Origin of the sequence: Candidatus Njordibacter sp. Uisw_056 (assembly GCF_047730085.1) — a bacterium.
Taxonomy (GTDB): domain Bacteria; phylum Pseudomonadota; class Gammaproteobacteria; order Pseudomonadales; family Balneatricaceae; genus Njordibacter.
The window spans coordinates 659,229-676,347 of record NZ_CP159830.1; the positions used below are offsets into that span (position 1 = coordinate 659,229).

17 protein-coding genes are annotated in these 17,119 nt (G+C 45.0%); 15 read left to right on the plus strand and 2 right to left on the minus strand.

The genetic code is table 11. The annotated features are described in order from the left end of the window. The first annotated feature begins 34 nt into the window (after positions 1–34). The 13 genes from soxX to ABXT60_RS03320 all read left to right on the plus strand — a co-directional run bounded on the left by soxX (position 35) and on the right by ABXT60_RS03320 (position 11,271). Complete coding sequence (gene soxX / locus ABXT60_RS03260) at positions 35–391, plus strand: sulfur oxidation c-type cytochrome SoxX (RefSeq protein WP_443631335.1); 357 nt, start codon at positions 35–37, stop codon at positions 389–391. 47 nt (positions 392–438) lie between these two features. Next, positions 439–894, plus strand: coding sequence for a thiosulfate oxidation carrier protein SoxY (gene soxY, locus ABXT60_RS03265; RefSeq protein WP_443631336.1), 456 nt, complete (start codon positions 439–441; stop codon positions 892–894). A 22-nt stretch (positions 895–916) separates the two neighbouring features. Continuing rightward, positions 917–1,231, plus strand: a complete 315-nt coding sequence (gene soxZ / locus ABXT60_RS03270; protein WP_443631337.1) for a thiosulfate oxidation carrier complex protein SoxZ — start codon at positions 917–919, stop codon at positions 1,229–1,231. 36 nt (positions 1,232–1,267) lie between these two features. Further along, positions 1,268–2,128 (plus strand): sulfur oxidation c-type cytochrome SoxA, encoded by an 861-nt coding sequence (soxA, locus tag ABXT60_RS03275; RefSeq protein ID WP_443631338.1) that lies wholly within the window; start codon positions 1,268–1,270, stop codon positions 2,126–2,128. An 18-nt stretch (positions 2,129–2,146) separates the two neighbouring features. Next, positions 2,147–2,569 (plus strand): hypothetical protein, encoded by a 423-nt coding sequence (locus tag ABXT60_RS03280; RefSeq protein ID WP_443631339.1) that lies wholly within the window; start codon positions 2,147–2,149, stop codon positions 2,567–2,569. 97 nt (positions 2,570–2,666) lie between these two features. Beyond that, positions 2,667–4,427 (plus strand): thiosulfohydrolase SoxB, encoded by a 1,761-nt coding sequence (gene soxB / locus ABXT60_RS03285; RefSeq protein ID WP_443631340.1) that lies wholly within the window; start codon positions 2,667–2,669, stop codon positions 4,425–4,427. Between the two features lie 10 nt (positions 4,428–4,437). Beyond that, positions 4,438–5,358: an alpha/beta hydrolase gene (locus ABXT60_RS03290; RefSeq protein WP_443631341.1), complete on the plus strand. Its 921-nt coding sequence runs from the start codon at positions 4,438–4,440 to the stop codon at positions 5,356–5,358. Next, positions 5,359–5,841 carry a hypothetical protein gene (locus tag ABXT60_RS03295; protein ID WP_443631342.1) on the plus strand — a complete coding sequence of 161 codons (483 nt, stop codon included), beginning with the start codon at positions 5,359–5,361 and terminating at the stop codon, positions 5,839–5,841. It begins immediately after the preceding gene. 12 nt (positions 5,842–5,853) lie between these two features. Next, a complete protein-coding gene (locus ABXT60_RS03300; protein ID WP_443631343.1) occupies positions 5,854–6,561 on the plus strand; it encodes a rhodanese-like domain-containing protein in 708 nt (235 codons plus the stop codon). Positions 6,562–6,861: 300 nt separating this feature from the next. Continuing rightward, entirely contained in the window at positions 6,862–8,334 is a 1,473-nt protein-coding gene (locus ABXT60_RS03305) for an FAD-linked oxidase C-terminal domain-containing protein (protein ID WP_443631344.1), read from the plus strand. Then, positions 8,327–9,367: a glycolate oxidase subunit GlcE gene (glcE, locus tag ABXT60_RS03310; RefSeq protein WP_443631345.1), complete on the plus strand. Its 1,041-nt coding sequence runs from the start codon at positions 8,327–8,329 to the stop codon at positions 9,365–9,367. Before ABXT60_RS03305 ends, glcE begins: the two co-directional genes overlap by 8 nt. Positions 9,368–9,370: 3 nt before the next feature. Then, positions 9,371–10,609 (plus strand): glycolate oxidase subunit GlcF, encoded by a 1,239-nt coding sequence (glcF, locus tag ABXT60_RS03315; protein WP_443631346.1) that lies wholly within the window; start codon positions 9,371–9,373, stop codon positions 10,607–10,609. Positions 10,610–10,704: 95 nt separating this feature from the next. Further along, positions 10,705–11,271: a hypothetical protein gene (locus tag ABXT60_RS03320; protein ID WP_443631347.1), complete on the plus strand. Its 567-nt coding sequence runs from the start codon at positions 10,705–10,707 to the stop codon at positions 11,269–11,271. Between the two features lie 3 nt (positions 11,272–11,274). On the opposite strand, the gene ABXT60_RS03325 is transcribed toward ABXT60_RS03320, so the two are convergent. Continuing rightward, the gene (locus ABXT60_RS03325) at positions 11,275–12,255 is read right to left on the minus strand and encodes a threonine ammonia-lyase (RefSeq protein WP_443631348.1); all 981 of its coding nucleotides are present in this window, start codon (positions 12,253–12,255) and stop codon (positions 11,275–11,277) included. Positions 12,256–12,430: 175 nt separating this feature from the next. Between ABXT60_RS03325 and ABXT60_RS03330 the strand changes: the two genes are divergently transcribed. Further along, positions 12,431–12,787 carry a hypothetical protein gene (locus ABXT60_RS03330; protein ID WP_443631349.1) on the plus strand — a complete coding sequence of 119 codons (357 nt, stop codon included), beginning with the start codon at positions 12,431–12,433 and terminating at the stop codon, positions 12,785–12,787. A 35-nt stretch (positions 12,788–12,822) separates the two neighbouring features. Next, positions 12,823–13,470, plus strand: a complete 648-nt coding sequence (locus ABXT60_RS03335) for a response regulator transcription factor (protein WP_443631350.1) — start codon at positions 12,823–12,825, stop codon at positions 13,468–13,470. Positions 13,471–13,520: 50 nt separating this feature from the next. Here the strand turns inward: ABXT60_RS03335 and ABXT60_RS03340 are convergent, their stop codons facing one another. Further along, on the minus strand, positions 13,521–17,066 hold the full coding sequence (locus tag ABXT60_RS03340; RefSeq protein WP_443631351.1) for a hybrid sensor histidine kinase/response regulator: 3,546 nt from the start codon (positions 17,064–17,066) through the stop codon (positions 13,521–13,523). Positions 17,067–17,119 lie beyond the last annotated feature (53 nt).

A 17,119-nucleotide genomic window follows, 5' to 3' on the forward strand; every position in this document is an offset into this window, starting at 1 on the left:
TAGACTTCATGAAGAAAAAAACGAGGAAAACCCAATGCGCAAAAGTATAATAAAGCACGCGTTACTCGGTTTGGTGTTGGTCGGAGCGTCAACAATGACGTTGGCCTCTGCCGATCAAATAGCCAAAGGTAAAGCACTTTATCTGAATAAAAAAGCGGGCAACTGTATTGCTTGCCACATGATTCCTGATCCAGATGCCAAGTTGCCTGGAAATCAAGGCCCTCCTTTAGTCGCCATGAAAGCACGCTTTCCTGATCCAAAGGTACTTAGAGCCCAAATTTGGGATCCAACTGTGAAAAACCCGACAACGATAATGCCTCCATTTGGTAAGCATTGGATCTTATCTGAAGACGATATAGACGCCATCGTGGCTTACTTATATCAGTACTAAACTATATTTCAGTGCCATTTAACTAAACGTGGCAAAGGACTAAATCAATGATGAATCGAAGAAGTGTTTTAAAAGCGGTGTTTACCGGTGGCTTAGTTGCCGGTATGGGTGTACTCATGCCACGCGTAGCCATGGCAGCATGGTCTAAAATAGCATTTGAAGCTAAGTCACAAGACGCCGCTATGGGTGCCTTGTACGGCGCTGATCCCAGTGCTAGTGCAGAAGTTACACTTAAAGCACCAGATATTGCCGAAAACGGTGCTGTTGTTCCTGTTAGTGTGAAAAGCAGTTTAGCTGGCGTCACTAGTATTGCTTTATTTGTGGCCAATAATCCACAACCATTAGCGGCACAGTTCACTATCCCCGAAGGGACATTGGCCAACGTGTCTTGTCGTATTCGAATGGGCAAAACATCTGACGTAACGGCAGTCGTTACGACAGCTAGTGGTGTATTTAGTGCTTCTAAAGAAGTGAAAGTAACAATTGGCGGCTGCGGCGGCTAACGGCGAACTAGGAGAAATTATCATGGCAAAAGGTATTTTACGCGCCAAAGCAAAAGTCAAAGGCGACAATACAGTAGTAAAAATTATGGCTAAGCACGCTATGGAAACGGGTAACCGAAAAGATAAGAGTGGTAACAAGATTCCGGCTAAGTTTATTCAAACCCTAAGTATTGCCTATAACGGAAAAACTGTTATGGAAACCAACATGGGGACCGCTATTTCTAAGAACCCATACTTAGCGTTCACCTTTGTTGGTGGCGCTAAAGGTGACGAATTGCAAATGACATGGACGGAAAACACGGGCGCTAGCGCTACGGAAACCGCCAAAATTAAGTAGCCGGCAACGGCGACTCTATAGCAAGAGGCAGCAGATATGAAAATAATAAAATCACTGTTAGTCGGCGCATCCTTAGCGCTTGTAGCCAGTATCACCCAAGCCGCTAGTAGCGGCAATACTCTGGCATCAGTTGATCCAGAAGCAGACCGCTTAGCAATGCAAAGTTTCTTCCAGAAGCGCTTTCCACAAGTGCCGTTAGATGACTATGTCAATGGCATTTATTCCCTAGACGCCGGTTCACGCGAACAATGGGAAGAAATTGAAGAGTTTCCTCCTTATGAATTTGATATTGAAGAAGGTGAGATTCTATTCAATACAGCCTTTGCCAACGGTAAGTCTTATGCAGGCTGTTTTGCTAACGCTGGCATTGGTATTCGCCAGAATTTTCCTCGTTGGGATGAATCCCAAGGTAAAATAGTCACCTTAGAGTTAGCTATTAATCAGTGTCGTGAAGCTAATGGTGAGAAAAAGCTCGGCTGGAAAAAAGGTAAAATTGCCCAGATTTCTGCCTATATGGCCTACACGTCGCGAGACAATGTATTTGATGTGCAAATTCCAAATGATGAAGCTAAAGCCGCTTACTTAGATGGCAAGCAAAGCTTTTACACCCGCCGTGGTCAATTGAATATGAGTTGTGCTAACTGCCACATTGCAGGTGCTAATATTCTTATTCGTGCAGACTTGCCAGGACCTACCTTAGGGCACGTCACACACTTTCCAGTGTTCCGTTCCAAGTGGGGCGAGCTAGGTACATTGCAGCGCCGCTATGGTGGTTGTCAAAAGAACGTACGTGGTGTGCCACAGAAAACTCAGGGTGAAAAATTTCGTAACTTAGAGTTTTTCCAAACGTATATGTCGAATGGGTTAGTGGTTAATGGCCCTGGCGCACGTAAATAAGCAGACGAGGAGAACAACATGAAAAAGACGATTTCCCTTGTGGCGGCGTTGATGATGATATCCGGCGTTGTCGCTGCACACCCTTTTAATGAAGCCTTTAATGAGCAACGCGCCATGTATGGCAAAGGTCATAGCTTTACGTGGGATGGCCAAACCTACATTACGGATCATCCTGAAGAAGTGGCTGCAGCAGCAGAAGCGAACGCTGCTAATGCAACTAAGTTGCTTGCATCGGCGAAAGCCAAGTATGCAGAAGTAATGGCAGTTGACTTTGGTTGGACCTTAACCAAAAATTTACTTAAGTCTTCCAATAAGGCGCTTGAAGCTGGTGACTTCCGTAAATCTATGAATATATCGGCCCAAGCTGAATATCATTCACGTATGGGCATTGCGCAGTATCACCAATCCCAAACTGAATGGATTATGGCTGTACCTGAATAAGGTTTATGGTTGAAAAACACACAAGCCCACGTTCTGCTGTCATGGCAGTTCGGTGGGCTTATTTTTAAGCTTAATTAAGTCATCATAGGAATCTGTCATGTCTACTAGCCGTCGCGACTTTGCTCGTTTAATGGGAATTGCCGCAGTGTCGGGGGTGTTGCCTAGCCAAGGCTATGCCGCACAGAAAAAACCTGCAGACTTTTATGAAGTGCCTAACTTTGGTAATGCTCGTTTGCTGCACATGACTGATTGTCATGGCCAGCTTAACCCCGTGTACTTTAGAGAACCTAGCATCAATTTAGGCATTGGTGCAGCCTATGGCAAAGCTCCCCACATGGTAGGTAATAAATTTCTTGATCATTTTGATATAGCCCAGGGGTCTATGGAAGCCTATGCTTTTACCTATTTGAACTTTGAAAAAGCAGCGCAAGAGTACGGTAAAGTTGGCGGTTTTGCCCATCTTAAAACCTTGGTGGATAGGCTTCGCACAAGCTATGGAAGTGAGAATACGTTATTTTTAGATGGCGGCGATACCTGGCAAGGCTCTGGTATTAACTTTAAATCTCGTGGCATGGACATGGTGCGGGCATGTAACTTATTAGGTGTTGATATAATGACGGGCCACTGGGAGTTCACTTATCATCAACAAGAAATTTTACATAACATCAGCCAATTTAATGGTGAGTTTTTAGCTCAAAATGTTCTCATTACTGAAGACGCTTTATTTGATGGTGCCGATGAGTATATTTATGATGAAGATTCAATGCGTGTTTTTAAGCCTTATAGCATTCGTGAGATGGGTGGTGCACGTGTCGCTATTATTGGGCAAGCATTTCCAAGGGTGAAAATTGCTAACCCTGCGCGTTTTGTGCCAGATTGGAGCTTTGATATCAATGGCGACATGATGCAAGAGTTAGTTGATGACTTGCGCCAAAATCAAGGTGTTGACGCGGTAGTTGTGTTGTCCCACAACGGCATGGATGTTGACGTAGCTATGGCTCAAAGGGTTACAGGCATTGATGCTATTTTGGGGGGGCACACCCATGATGGCGTACCTACACCGACACAAGTGAAAAATAATGCTCACACTACACTCGTGTGTAATGGTGGATCCAATGGTAAGTTCTTAGGCGTATTGGATCTAGATATTGGCAAGGGCAAAGTTAACGGTTTCAGATATCGTTTGTTACCTGTGTTCTCTGAATTGTTGCCTGCAAACCCAGAAATGACAGCACTTATTGCAGCAGAGCGCGCGCCTTATAGCAGCTGGATGGATGAAGAGCTGGCTGTTGCAGACGAAGTGTTATACCGCCGTGGTAACTTTAATGGCACATTCGATCAGGTTATTTGTGACGCTTTACGCAGTCACTATGACGCACAAATTTCCTTATCTCCAGGTTTCCGTTGGGGAACAAGTGTATTACAAGGTCAGACGATTACTATGGAACGTGTATTAGACCAAACCTGCACGACTTACCCCGAAACCTACGCCCGCGATATGACGGGGGAAGACATTAAACTCATTTTAGAAGATGTGGCTGACAACATTTTTAACCCAGAACCCTACCTGCAGTCTGGTGGTGACATGGTTCGCTTAGGAGGTTTAGACTACCGTTGTGATCCACTGGCAGCCATGGGCTCTCGTATCGACGAAATGCGCTTAGACAACGGTACTGTAATTGAAGCCAGTAAGACCTATCGTGTCGCCGGTTGGGCTACCGTAGGGTCACGTTCTGAAGGGGATAACATTTGGGATATAGTGGCACAACATTTACGTGACCAGCAAGAAGTCAAAATTGGCAAGCTTAATACGCCTGTTTTGGTTAATGTGGCTGGTAACCCAGGCTACAAAGCTTAGTGAGGTGGTTATGAAAAAATACATACAAGGCGTACTTATTGCATCTTTTTTTAGCCTACATTTCGGCCTAATAAGCACTGTAGTGAGTGCAGAAGAAATTACCATTAAGTCAGGTGAGTTGGGTTTAAATGCTGTGTTAAACGTAGCGGCCGAATCCATTAATAATGGCCCACTGATTTTGCTGGTGCATGGTACTCTTGCTCACAATGGCATGGAGATTATTGCCAGCTTGCAATCATTATTGGCTGATGAAGCTGTGAACAGCCTTGCTATTAATTTAAGCCTAGGCATCGATAATCGTCATGGTGCGTTCGATTGTACTGCGCCTCATGAGCACCGCCATGAAGACGCTTTAACTGAAATTGGCACTTGGGTTGAGTGGCTTAAGGGGCAAGGCGTAAATCAAATCCTACTTGCTGGCCACTCAAGGGGTGGCAGTCAGGTTGCGGCCTATAGCCAAAACCCAGATGCGAGTATTCTAGGTCAAGTACTAATAGCACCTGGGACTTGGAACCCTGAATATGTCGCAACAGCCTACTACAATCGTTACCAAAAACGCTTGCCTACCCTCATTGACGTGGCGAATCAGCAAGCCACCAATGGGTGGATGCCCGAACCTACAGACTTTATATACTGTAATAATGCACCTAAAGTAAAAGCAGCCAGCTTTTTATCCTATTATCAGCCGCCACAAACCCTTAATACTCCAGATCTATTAGTTGAAGGTGGCCTTCACACTGTGATTTTGGCTGGCAGTGAAGACACGGTAGTTAAGGACTTGCCAGAGCAGTTAGAGCTTCAGGAATTCTCAAATGTTGAATTTATTTTAGTAGATGGAGCAGATCATTACTTCCGAGATTTATATTCTGATGACATAGTGGAAGCGATATTAGACAGCATCGAGTCTTTAACCAAAGGGGATGAAAGCTAAATGAACAATGATTGGCGTGCAAAGCCATTGCACTGGCTGGTGTTTTTAATGCTTTGGGTACCTAATGGGCATGCAAACCAAGATGATACTTTTCCAATGTTTCAAGACAGCCGTTTACTAAAGCCAAACAAGGTGTTGGTATTGCTGGCTGAAGTTGAGAATTGTAGCTTTTGCAAACGAGTAAAAGAAGATTTCTTATTTCCGTTAACCATGGACCCTAACTTGGAACCCTTGTTTCAAGTTAGGCGCATAGACTTGAATTCACAGCAACTGTTGACCGATTTTTCAGCACAAAGAATTTCTCAACAAGACCTTGCCCAGGTTTTATTTGCTGACTTTTCACCAACCCTAATTTTTCTAAATCCGCGCTCTGGAGAACGCATTGGGGAAGATATTGTTGGGTTGGTCACACCTGATTTTTATGGTTTTTACTTGCAACAACAAATAGTTCAATCTCATGAACTACTAACTGGGCAGCTTTAGCCCTTGGAGAAAATGATGATATTACTCAAGTTTATGGCAGCCACTGTTGTGTTGGTGTCAACTTTATCAATGACCAGTGTGGTTCAGGCTGAAAATAAACCAGTGGCGATTACTAAAGCGCTTAGTGCAGTGACCATTACGCATAAAGGTATGGCGGTGGAACTGATGCGGGAGCAAGATAATGCCAATATGATTACGCAAGACTTTGCGTTAACGTCGCGCCCTTGTCCGCCATTTTGCATTCAGCCTATGGTTTTTGCTCCTGGAGTGGAAACCTTGGGTGAACTGGAAGTTATTGATCACTTAGTCCGCATGCAATCTGATGAAAAAATTCTAGTCATAGATTCCCGTACGCCAAACTGGGTAGCAAAGGGCACAATACCTGGTGCGATCAACATTTCATGGGTTAGTTTAACGCCTGCCAAAGGCGCTACCACTGAAGGCATAATGGACATTATGCTTAATCAGATGGATGTCACTTTAATCGGTGATGTAGACGAATTTGAAGTTGATGAAGCGATTGTTAACGGCACAGTTGCAGATGTATTTAATTACGCTCAGGCAAAAACTTTAGTGCTGTTCTGTAACGGTATGTGGTGTGGCCAATCGCCTGCATCGATGAAAACCTTGCTCTCTTTCGGTTATCCTGCCGAGAAAATAAAATGGTTTCGTGGTGGCATGCAAACATGGCAGGTATTGGGTTTAACGACTGTTAAATAGCCATTACTAGGCATCACTGTTTTGGTGCCAAGACTTTTGAGTTCTGCGGGGCCTTAATTAGCCTATGCAACCTATTAGTTTGCATAGGCTCCTGTGCCAACACGCCAAGCCTTTTTTATCATCGTTACTAAAGCTCAATTAGATTTTAAGCACTTTAGTGTCTTTTTGCGGCCTGTCTAAATCATAAGTCTGTACTTATAACGCTAAAAAGTTGGGGTATAACTCAGCTTATGATAACCTAGGTTACGCATTGGTAATAAAATATTACCAATTTAATAACTTATGGTTTAAGCCCTATCTATGAATACCTTATTAAATACATCTAACGACCTTGTGAAGCAGGCCGGTGAAGCTGGGAATGTAGCTGCACTCATCAGTGACCTGCAACAATTGTTGCCAGCGTCTGGCCTTATTATGTCAACAGAAAGTCAAAGGCCTTTTGAATGTGACGGTTTGGCTGTATACCAGCAACTGCCTTTAATCACAGTGATCCCAGAAACAGTAGATCAAGTGCAAGGAATTCTGCGCTTGTGCTACTCCCATCGAGTGCCTCTGGTGCCAAGGGGGGCGGGAACTGGCCTATGTGCTGGTGCAATGCCCCATGCAGAGGGTGTCTTATTGGTGATGACTAAGCTGAATAAAATTTTACACATTAATCAACACACGGCCACTGCAAGAGTTCAGCCTGGTGTGCGTAACTTAGCGTTAACAGACGCAGCCAAACCTATGGGTCTTTATTATGCACCAGACCCGTCGTCACAGATTGCCTGCACTATTGGTGGCAACATAGCAGAAAATTCGGGTGGAGTTCATTGCCTTAAGTACGGACTCACAGTGAATAATCTGCTGCAAGTTACCCTAGTCACAATAGAGGGCAAATTGATTACCCTAGGGGGTGACGGTTTAGATGAACCCGGTATGGATTTATTGAGTTTATTTGTTGGTTCTGAAGGACTGTTAGGTGTAGTGGTAGAGGCCAAGGTTAAATTGCTACCGCGAGCACCACGGGTACAAGTTCTTTTGGCTGCCTACGACAGTGTTACTGCAGCCGGTGATTCTGTGGCGGCTCTCATCGCTCAGGGTATTATACCAGCGGGTTTAGAAATGATGGATCATTTAGCCATTAGTGCAGCGGAAGATTTTGTTAAAGTTGGCTACCCTACGGATGCTCAAGCACTCCTTATTTGCGAACTAGACGGTACAGATGCCGAAGTTGAAGAACAGCTAGCGGTGGTAAGCCAGTGCTTTAAACTCCACGGAGCAAAGAATGTCCGTGTTGCCAAAGATGCAGCAGAAGCCGATGCCCTTTGGCAAGGTCGCAAAGCTGCTTTTCCTGCGGTAGGGCGTATTTCACCAGATTACTATTGTATGGACGGTACGATACCTCGCAGCAAAGTAGGCCATGTATTGACCCGTATTAGCGAGTTGTCCAACACTTATGGCCTGCGCGTAGCCAATGTGTTTCATGCTGGTGATGGTAATCTACACCCGCTTATTTTATTTGATGCCAGCGTTGATGGTGAGCTTGAACGTGCGGAGTTACTCGGTGGAGACATTCTTACCTTGTGTGTTGACGTTGGAGGCACTATTACTGGCGAGCATGGTGTTGGTTTAGAAAAAATGCCACAAATGCCATACCAATTTGGTGATGCAGAGCTGGCGCAGTTTAGACGTTTGAAGGCTGCTTTTGACAGTGAAGAGTTGTTAAACCCAGGTAAGGGGATTCCTACTCTCAAATATTGCCAAGAATACCGGAGCTTGCAACATGGTTGATTTAACCCAGCAGTTGGAAGACCAGGTTCAACATGCGTACGTCACTAAAACGCCCCTTAAAATACAGGCTGGCAATACCAAAGCTCACCTTGGTCGGGAAACCTCGGGAGAGGTAGTTGATATGGCTAATCATACGGGTGTGGTTAGTTATAGTGCTACCGAGTTGGTCATTAGAGTGCGTGCGGGTACAAAAATTTCTCAACTCAATGATTTACTTGCTGAGCAGCAACAGCGATTACCCTTTGACCCACCGAGCTTCAACGGTGAAGCCACCATTGGTGGCACTGTGGCAGCAAATCAGACGGGTGCCTCACGGCCATGGTTTGGCGGTGTTAAAGACAGTTTATTAGGTTTAGGGCTTATTAACGGCTACGGTGAAGCAATGCAGTTTGGTGGCCAAGTTATGAAAAACGTAGCAGGCTTTGATGTGACGCGATTGCAGTGCGGTGCCATGGGCAGTTTAGGCCTTATTACAGATGTCTCAATCAAACTATTGCCAGAATTTAAAGCGGGCCATACAGTAACGTTTGAAATGACGGCAGAAGTTGCTCTAGAGGCTATGTTGCGATGGGCTAATCTTAGCCTACCCATTACTGGCATGAGCCACTTTCAAGGCCTGCTTTACGTTCGGTTGCAAGGTGGCGATAGCGGTGTTACCTCGGCAAGTAATTTTTTAGGTGGTGAGCAGCTCAACTTCGTTGCTGCGAAAGAATTCTGGCAAGCGCTAAAAGAAGGCCGCTTATTGCAGCCAACATCTAACCAGATACTATGGCGCTGGAGTGGAGCGAGTGACTCCCCGATTAGTGCCGTGTCAAACACGTCCTTGATTAACTGGGCTGGTGCTGAACGATGGATACTTGAAACGGGCTCAAACCCACCTTTAGAAGGCCTGACACAGCACAAAGGGGGAGATCGACTAGCGCAGGTATTTGGTGCAGTGAGCCCTCCACAGCAAGCTTTGCAGCAACGCATAAAATACGCCTTTGATCCCCATGGGATTTTAAATGCTGGCCGATTATATTCTTGGATGTAAACTATGAAAACAATCATTGCCAAAGAATTTGCTGACCAACCTCAATTTGCACCTGTTAAAGGCATCTTGCAGGCCTGCGTGCACTGTGGGTTTTGCACGGCTACTTGCCCTACTTACCTCCTTTTAGGAGATGAGCGTGATAGCCCTCGTGGGCGTATTTATATGATGAAAGCGATGTTTGAGGGCGAACCTGTTACCCAAGAAACTCGCCATCATTTGGACCGTTGCCTTACCTGTAGAAGCTGTGAAACAACCTGCCCCTCTGGGGTAGAATATGGCCATTTGGTAGATCTAGGCCGTGTGGTAGCAGAGCAAAAGGCACCCCGCCCAATAGCGCAAAAGCTGGTTCGCTGGAGTTTAAGACAAGTGCTGCCTTATCGCGCTAGATTTGGCCCAATGCTCAAGCTTGGGCAGTTGTTTCGGCCAGTATTACCTCAGGTACTGAAACAGCACATCCCTCTATCGGTTCCCAAACTGCTTGCCGTAAAAAGTAACCACAAACGCATCATGCTGAGTTTGCCAGGTTGTGCCCAAGCAAGTGCTGCACCTAATACTGACATTGCCGCAGCACAGGTGTTAAATAAACTTAATATTACCTTAAAGGTGCTTCAGAAAAGTGGCTGTTGTGGGGCTGTTAATCATCATTTAAACGCTCACGAAAAAGCCCTTAATCAAGCTAGACACAATATTGATTTGATCTGGCCAGAATTACAGGCAGGGGCTGAGGCGCTAGTAATCACTGCTTCTGGCTGCGGTGCTGCACTTCAGGAGTATGGCTATATGCTGCGTGATGACCCCACTTATGCAAACAAAGCCGCCCAAGTTTCAAAGGCAGCCAAAGACATTGTGGAAATCTTAGGGGCAGAAGACCTTGCACCAGTAAAACAAAGTTTAACAAACGCTCGGTTGAGTCAAGCTGCAAGTTTAGGCAAGGTTGCTGTGCACTGCCCGTGTACCCAGCAACATGCCATGAAACTGCCATACAAAGTAAAGGCATTATTAGACGGATTAGGTATAGAAACCGCACTCACCACTAATGATCACTTATGTTGTGGCTCAGCAGGAACTTACTCGCTGTTGCAGCCCAAGTTGAGCCATGAACTTCGTACACAAAAGCTAAAGGACCTAACCATAGATAACCCACAGCTTATTGTCACCGCCAATATTGGCTGCCAACTGCATTTAGGGGGCGCGGAAGATGTGCCTGTTAAACATTGGTTAGAACTGTTAGCTGATCAATGACACGGTGACTATTTACATAGTTTGACGCAATTTGGGGGAATTAATTGCCATTGTGTGAGTCTACTTAGTGGAATGATAATGTTAAGGAAAATGAAATGAAACAAATAACATCACAAACTATCCAGAAAATGACGACACAGCTTGCTTTAAATGTGACTTTAGCCGTTTCTAGCCTTGTACTAGCTAGCAGTGCTCAGGCCCAAACAATGCTGGTTAAAGTGCTACAGAATTCTGACGAGATCGTTGCTCAGGTTTATCAGGAAGTACCCGTTAAATCCTGTCGGTTTGAGAAAATTCCAATCTACGGCGCCCAAGCTGGAGGGCAACAGGCCTCTACTGCCGATGTTGTTGCGAGTGCTATTTTTGGTGGTTTATTAGGCAACCAGATTGGCGGTGGTGCTGGCAAAGATGCTGCAACCATACTCGGGGCTATTGCTGGTGCAGACATTGCTAATAAGAAAGGCAAAAGCAAACAAGTTATTGTGGGTCATAAGCAACAAGAAGTCTGTGATGTAGTAATGCAACAGCGCTCGGTGAGCCAAGTGACGGGTTACAAAACCTACATCGAGTTTGGTGGCAACATATGGCAAATGACCACCACCATTCCCTACACTACGGGTGAATTTTTAAGTGTTAATGTAGACATAACGCCTACTGAATAGCTCTCACTGCTGCAGTGCCAGGCCCAGCATTGCTGGGTCTGCATTACCGCCAGATAAAATCACTAAAGTGGTTTTATTTTTTACCGCTAAGCTGTTATTTAAAATAGCAGCTAACCCAACACAGCCTCCAGGCTCCACTACAAGCTTTAATAGCTGCATACACCTGGCCATACTGACTAATACTTGTTGGTCGTCCACTGCCTTAGCGCCATCCAAATAACGCTGAATTATGGGAAACGTAAGCTTTCCAACCATGGGCGTGACGATAGCATCACAAATAGAAGAGGGCGCATTTTTGTTGGCCAGGCGGTGGCCAACGCCTATTGATCGTGCGGCATCGTCATGACCTTCAGGTTCTGCGCCCCAAATATTAATGTTTGGAAAGTGATATTTGAGTGCTGTGGCAGTACCTGACATTAAGCCTCCGCCGCCAATCGGCCCAATGGCTTGATCTGGCACTAAACCGAGCGCCTCAAACTGATTGGCAGCTTCTAAGCCAACAGTGCCCTGGCCTGCAATAATGTCTGCATCATCATAAGGTGGAACGAGTGTGAGATTATGTTCATGAGCCAGTTTAAGGCCGATGGCTTCACGGTCTTCTGTATTTCGATCATATAACACCACCCTAGCGCCAAGGGTTTTGGTATTGGTAATTTTAATCTGTGGCGCATCAGCTGGCATAATAATGGTGGCAGGCACCCCAAAGTAAGCTGCGGCAGCAGCAACGCCTTGAGCATGGTTACCAGAAGAATAAGCCACCACACCAGAAAGTTGGTTGGCTTGGGAAAGTATGCTGAGTTTATTGAAGGCTCCACGAAACTTAAACGAGCCAGTGCGTTGTATATTTTCAGCTTTGAATAATATTCTCCCGCCTAACTCTTGATTAAGTATCGGCGATTCAAGCAACGGCGTTATTACAGCGTGGCCTTTGATACGTTGGCTGGCCACAATGATGTCCTTATAGTTGATGGCGAGGGTAGTCATAAAATTAGCCATACCTTGTGTTTGAATTGTTAGAATTTTTTAGACCACAAATAATAGCACCTAGGGCACACAATGCACGTAAAACTGTCTTTATAGGCTGGCATCAGTTTACAACATACCTGAAAATAAAACCTGTGTTATCATAGTCGACTGCGTTTCTATTTGCCGTCACCCTATGACATTGACCAGCCGCCCAAAATCACGACTTAGGTTACCCCCTAATAAACATCAGGTTAAACAAGAGTTAGCCCAAGATGTAGCTCATTTTCTGGCGCGTGGCGGAAGTGTAGAGCAGGTAGAGCAAGGTGAAACGGCTTTAGTGAATGGCTGCTTTAATCAGCAACGCCCAGCAGTTGCTAGCCAAGTGCAAACGCGTACGCTTTTGTCCTCTCAGGTTGATGCCATTGAAAAGCGCAAAGAAGAGAGACGTTTACCTAAACCTATTCCTACGCCCATTAAAACCAACCGCCGTCCCACTAAGAAGTGGATATACGACGATTTTGGCGAACCTTTGCGTTGGGTGTGGGCTTAATAGTTTAGTCAGTATTTCATTAAGGAATAGTACTTATGCAGTTTATTATTGCCGATGACCATCCTTTATTTCGTACTGCCATGACCCATACATTGCAACAGCGCTTTGCTGGTGCGCAAATCTTGGAGGTAGGTAGCTTGCCTGAGCTATTGAATTTGTTAAAAACAGGCATAGAAGCAGACCTTCTTTTACTCGATTTACATATTCCAGACGCCCATGGATTTACTGGATTAGTGCAGGTTAGTGAACACTTTCCAGAGATGCCCGTTATGATTGTGTCGGGTAATGATAATCCAAGTGTTATACATAAAGCTGTGGCCTTAGGCGCGAGTGGTTTCCTACCTAAGTCAGCCTCAAACGAAGACATTGCTGTAGCTATTGATGCAGTTATTCAAGGTCAGGTTTGGATACCTGATAATCTGCCAGCACCTGCAATAGAGCCAGTTGGCGAGAACACTGCTGAACGCATAGGCTCGTTAACACCACAACAATTGCGGGTGTTAACAATGATTGGTGAAGGCTTGTACAATAAGCAAATTGCCTCAGAACTTCTAGTGACTGATGCCACTGTAAGGGCCCATGTGACTGAGATTTTCCGTAAACTGGGGGTTACCAACCGCACCCAAGCGGTGATCTTTTTTAATCGCTTAAAAGTAGAAGACCCTCATCACCAGACGATCTAAAACGAGCCACCTTGTGAGGGGTTTTAGCTCACTTGTATCCTTGATACGGATTAAAGCAAACGGTTAATAAGTTTGCGCAGTACTGCAGGTTTAAGTGGTTTATGAATTAACCCAAAGCCTGACTCTTTAATGATATGTTTCATTTCATTGCTGCGGTCTGCAGTAATAATGATAGCAGGAGTGTCTTGAGCCATTGCCGACCTCATTTGTGTGACTGCATCAGTACCGAAAAGCCCTTGGTCTAAATGATAGTCTGCCAGTATGAGTTGTGGCCAAGTTTCAGCAGGCATGGAGGCAATGAGCTTTAGCCCCTGATCTGCACTGGCTATGCAATAAACATCGCATCCCCACAAAGCTAACATAGATTTCATGCCTTGCTGAATGCTCACTTCATTGTCCAGCACTAATACCTTAAAACCATTAAGCTGATAGTGGTTTGTTGGTGATTCTGTGCTTGTCTCTTGTGCTTTTGTGAGTGCAGAATCGCCCCAAGGAACTCGAATAGAGAACATAGAGCCTTGGCCATAATGAGAAACAACCTGCAATGGGTGGCACAGAGCCCCAGCGGTGCGTTGGGCAATAGCCAAGCCTAAACCAATGCCATTTTTTTGTGCATGTGGGCCACTCTCTAAGCGTTTAAACTCAATAAATATATCTTCTATGTGGTTCTTAGGTATGCCAAAGCCGGTATCCCATACTTGTATTTCTAGGCCATGTTCTGACCGTCTGCAGCCTAAAAGCACCTTGCCTTTTTCGGTGTAACGCACAGCATTGGTTAGGAAGTTCTGCAACACACGGCGCAACATCTTTGGGTCGCTGTAAAGGGTTGCTGTGCTGCATTGCAAGTGAAAGGTTAACTCTTTTTGTTGGCACAGTACGGTAAATTCATTAGCCAGCTGTTGCATCAGTGAGGAGGCGCAAAAATGCTCTAGCTGTGGGTCTGTGCCACCACCATCTAGCTTAGAAATTTCTATTAAATCACTAATCAATTGTTCCGCACTAGCCAAGGAGGCATCTAAATATTCTGCAAGTTGTTGGCTTTGAGGGTCTTTTTGCAAGTCTTGCTGACGCTGGGCTAGGGCCGTAGAAAATAGTTTTGCCGCGTTTAAAGGTTGCATTAAATCGTGGCTAGCAGCCGCTAAAAAACGGGTTTTGCTTTGATGGCTTGCATCGGCTTGTGCTTTTGCTTGGTGTAACTCTAGGTTTACCTGAGACAGAGTTTCAGTGCGATCATTAACTCGTTTTTCTAGGCTTTCGTTGGCTTCAATCAGATTTTTTTCACTTTCTCTTAGGGCAGATTCGGCGTGGTGTTGTTCACTAATGTCTACATAGGTATTAACATAACCGCCGTCGGGCATAGCGTGACCCCGTACTTCAATCACAGTACCATCTTCACGATAACGAATGCTGCGATGCTGTTCTCCACGAATAATCATTGCCATACGTAGTTTAACAATACGGGCAGGGTCGATGGCACCGTATTCACCTTTTAAAGCACTTAGGCGAATAATTTCTTCTATGGGAGTGCCTACTTTCACGACACCCTTTGGGAAGTCAAAAAGTGCTAAATAACGTTTATTCCACATCACTAGATGAAGGTCTTTGTCGATTACAGTGATGCCTTGGCTTACATTGTCTATCGTGGCTTGCAAAAGGCCTCGGTTAAAGCTTACGGCTTTGGCTGCCTCACCCACGATAGAAACCACATCACCTAAATGGACGTCTTTTTGGTTTAGGCTAGATTCCACTACAGCCCGTGCCGAGGAAGTGCCAATAATGCCACTTAAAGTGCGTTCAAAGTGACGTATAAGCTGGGCATTAATAGGCGCATCTTTATGTAAGTCTAATTGGGGTTCTTCAATGGCTAACTGTTTTAGTGATTCCATGGTGGCTCGGTAGCCCAAAAATCGCTCCAGTAAAGTGAATAGGTCATCCACTGAAAGGCCAGTATGGTGGCGGCGGCTTTCAATAAGTGCAGACTGAGACAAAGTGTCTACGAACAAGTCGGCTTGTATGCGATCAATTAGTCTTGGCTTACTCATTTTAGAAACAATGATATAGAAGAACACGTTAAGGCCTAAACTAATAATAGTTGCGTGTGAAATTGGGTCCAACTGCAAACCAAACAATGCTGTGGGCCTAAGCCACTCAATACCAAAAGGGCCGTAACTAATTATGTTCCCAGACAGCAGGAATAACCCCGTAAGGTTGGGTAACAATAAGCAATATACCCAAGCGGAAAAACCAGCTAACAAACCTATTGTGGCACCACGTACATGGCCACCTCGCCAAAAAATTCCACCAAATAAAGATGGGCCAAATTGTGCTACCGCAACAAATGCTGATAAACCAATAGAGACCAGTGCAGTGCCACTATCGATGAGCAGATAGTAACCATAAGCCAGCAGTAAAACGGCAAAAATACTCAAGCGCCTTAGGTTAAGCAGCAAGTGGCCTAGGTTTTTGTTTTGTGATACATCAACTGCACGTACATGCAATATAAATGGCATGATAATGTCATTAGTAAGCATGGTGCTTATGGCTATGGTGGATACAGCAACCATGCCCATAGCGGCAGAAATACCCCCTATATAAGCTAAGATGGCAAGGCCAGTTTGTCCCTCAGCCATAGGCATCATTAAAGAGTACAGGTCTGCATTGGTAGACGTTCCAGCCAAAGCTTGGCTGCCGGCCCAAGCAATAGGGATCATAAATACACACATGCTTGTCATATAAAGGGGGAACAACCATCTTGCAGTGTTGATATGTTGTGGATTGGTATTTTCTACCGCTAACATATGGAACTGGCGTGGCAGGCAAACAACAGCAATAACACCTAAAAAACTTTCAATAATGAAGCTGCTGCGAAATGGATCGAAGGCAGCCAGACTACTGCTGCCTTTTTGTTCTTCTAGTTGGTTAAAAATATCACTAAAACCATCATTAACGACATAAGTTGCAAACAGTCCAATGGTCACAAAAGCAACAAGCTTAACCAAAGACTCTACTGCAATGGCTAAAACCATGCCCGGGTTATGGGCTGATGTATCGACTTGGCGGGCCCCAAATAAAACACTAAAAATACCAATTAGTAAGGCAATCATCAATACCGAAATATCTGCCTGAGAGTCACGCAAACCGTCTTGGGCGGTGAGTACAGCGTAACTCAGATCTATTGCTTTAAGTTGTAGGGCAATGTAGGGCAGTAAACCCAAGGTAGCTATGAGGCTAATAATTACAGCAAGCCGCCTACTTTTGCCATAACGTGAGGAGATAAAATCAGAAATAGAACCAATATTTTCACGCTTGGCAATAAGAACGATTTTGTAAATGACGCGATGGCCGAGCAGGAAAAAAAGTATTGGCCCAAGGTAGGAACCCAGAAAATCCCACCCAGACGTAGCCGCACGGCCTACAGAGCCATAAAATGTCCAAGAAGTTAAAAAGACCGCCAAGGATAGGCTGTAAATAATGGCCTGAAGGTGTTGGTTGGCGTAGGCCCTATATGACAGCAGCTTATCTCCAAGCTTCGCCACACCTAGCAGAAGGGCAAAGTAAGTCAGAGAAATAAGTAGTACAGAGCCGCTGGTGAACATAGAGAAATAAATGGTTTAAATAAAAGTGTGGGTAGGGTACCACGGTCAATGGT

Bases quoted from the DNA above. Each gene is read 5' to 3' on its own strand.
- ABXT60_RS03335 (WP_443631350.1), top strand. From the start codon at position 12,823: ATGCAGTTTATTATTGCCGATGACCATCCTTTATTTCGTACTGCCATG.
- ABXT60_RS03290 (WP_443631341.1), top strand. From the start codon at position 4,438: ATGAAAAAATACATACAAGGCGTACTTATTGCATCTTTTTTTAGCCTA.
- ABXT60_RS03280 (WP_443631339.1), top strand. From the start codon at position 2,147: ATGAAAAAGACGATTTCCCTTGTGGCGGCGTTGATGATGATATCCGGC.
- soxX (WP_443631335.1), top strand. From the start codon at position 35: ATGCGCAAAAGTATAATAAAGCACGCGTTACTCGGTTTGGTGTTGGTC.
- soxB (WP_443631340.1), top strand. From the start codon at position 2,667: ATGTCTACTAGCCGTCGCGACTTTGCTCGTTTAATGGGAATTGCCGCA.
- ABXT60_RS03295 (WP_443631342.1), top strand. From the start codon at position 5,359: ATGAACAATGATTGGCGTGCAAAGCCATTGCACTGGCTGGTGTTTTTA.
- soxZ (WP_443631337.1), top strand. From the start codon at position 917: ATGGCAAAAGGTATTTTACGCGCCAAAGCAAAAGTCAAAGGCGACAAT.
- soxY (WP_443631336.1), top strand. From the start codon at position 439: ATGATGAATCGAAGAAGTGTTTTAAAAGCGGTGTTTACCGGTGGCTTA.
- ABXT60_RS03320 (WP_443631347.1), top strand. From the start codon at position 10,705: ATGAAACAAATAACATCACAAACTATCCAGAAAATGACGACACAGCTT.
- ABXT60_RS03340 (WP_443631351.1), bottom strand. From the start codon at position 17,066: ATGTTCACCAGCGGCTCTGTACTACTTATTTCTCTGACTTACTTTGCC.
- ABXT60_RS03325 (WP_443631348.1), bottom strand. From the start codon at position 12,255: ATGACTACCCTCGCCATCAACTATAAGGACATCATTGTGGCCAGCCAA.
- glcF (WP_443631346.1), top strand. From the start codon at position 9,371: ATGAAAACAATCATTGCCAAAGAATTTGCTGACCAACCTCAATTTGCA.
- ABXT60_RS03300 (WP_443631343.1), top strand. From the start codon at position 5,854: ATGATGATATTACTCAAGTTTATGGCAGCCACTGTTGTGTTGGTGTCA.
- soxA (WP_443631338.1), top strand. From the start codon at position 1,268: ATGAAAATAATAAAATCACTGTTAGTCGGCGCATCCTTAGCGCTTGTA.
- glcE (WP_443631345.1), top strand. From the start codon at position 8,327: ATGGTTGATTTAACCCAGCAGTTGGAAGACCAGGTTCAACATGCGTAC.
- ABXT60_RS03305 (WP_443631344.1), top strand. From the start codon at position 6,862: ATGAATACCTTATTAAATACATCTAACGACCTTGTGAAGCAGGCCGGT.
- ABXT60_RS03330 (WP_443631349.1), top strand. From the start codon at position 12,431: ATGACATTGACCAGCCGCCCAAAATCACGACTTAGGTTACCCCCTAAT.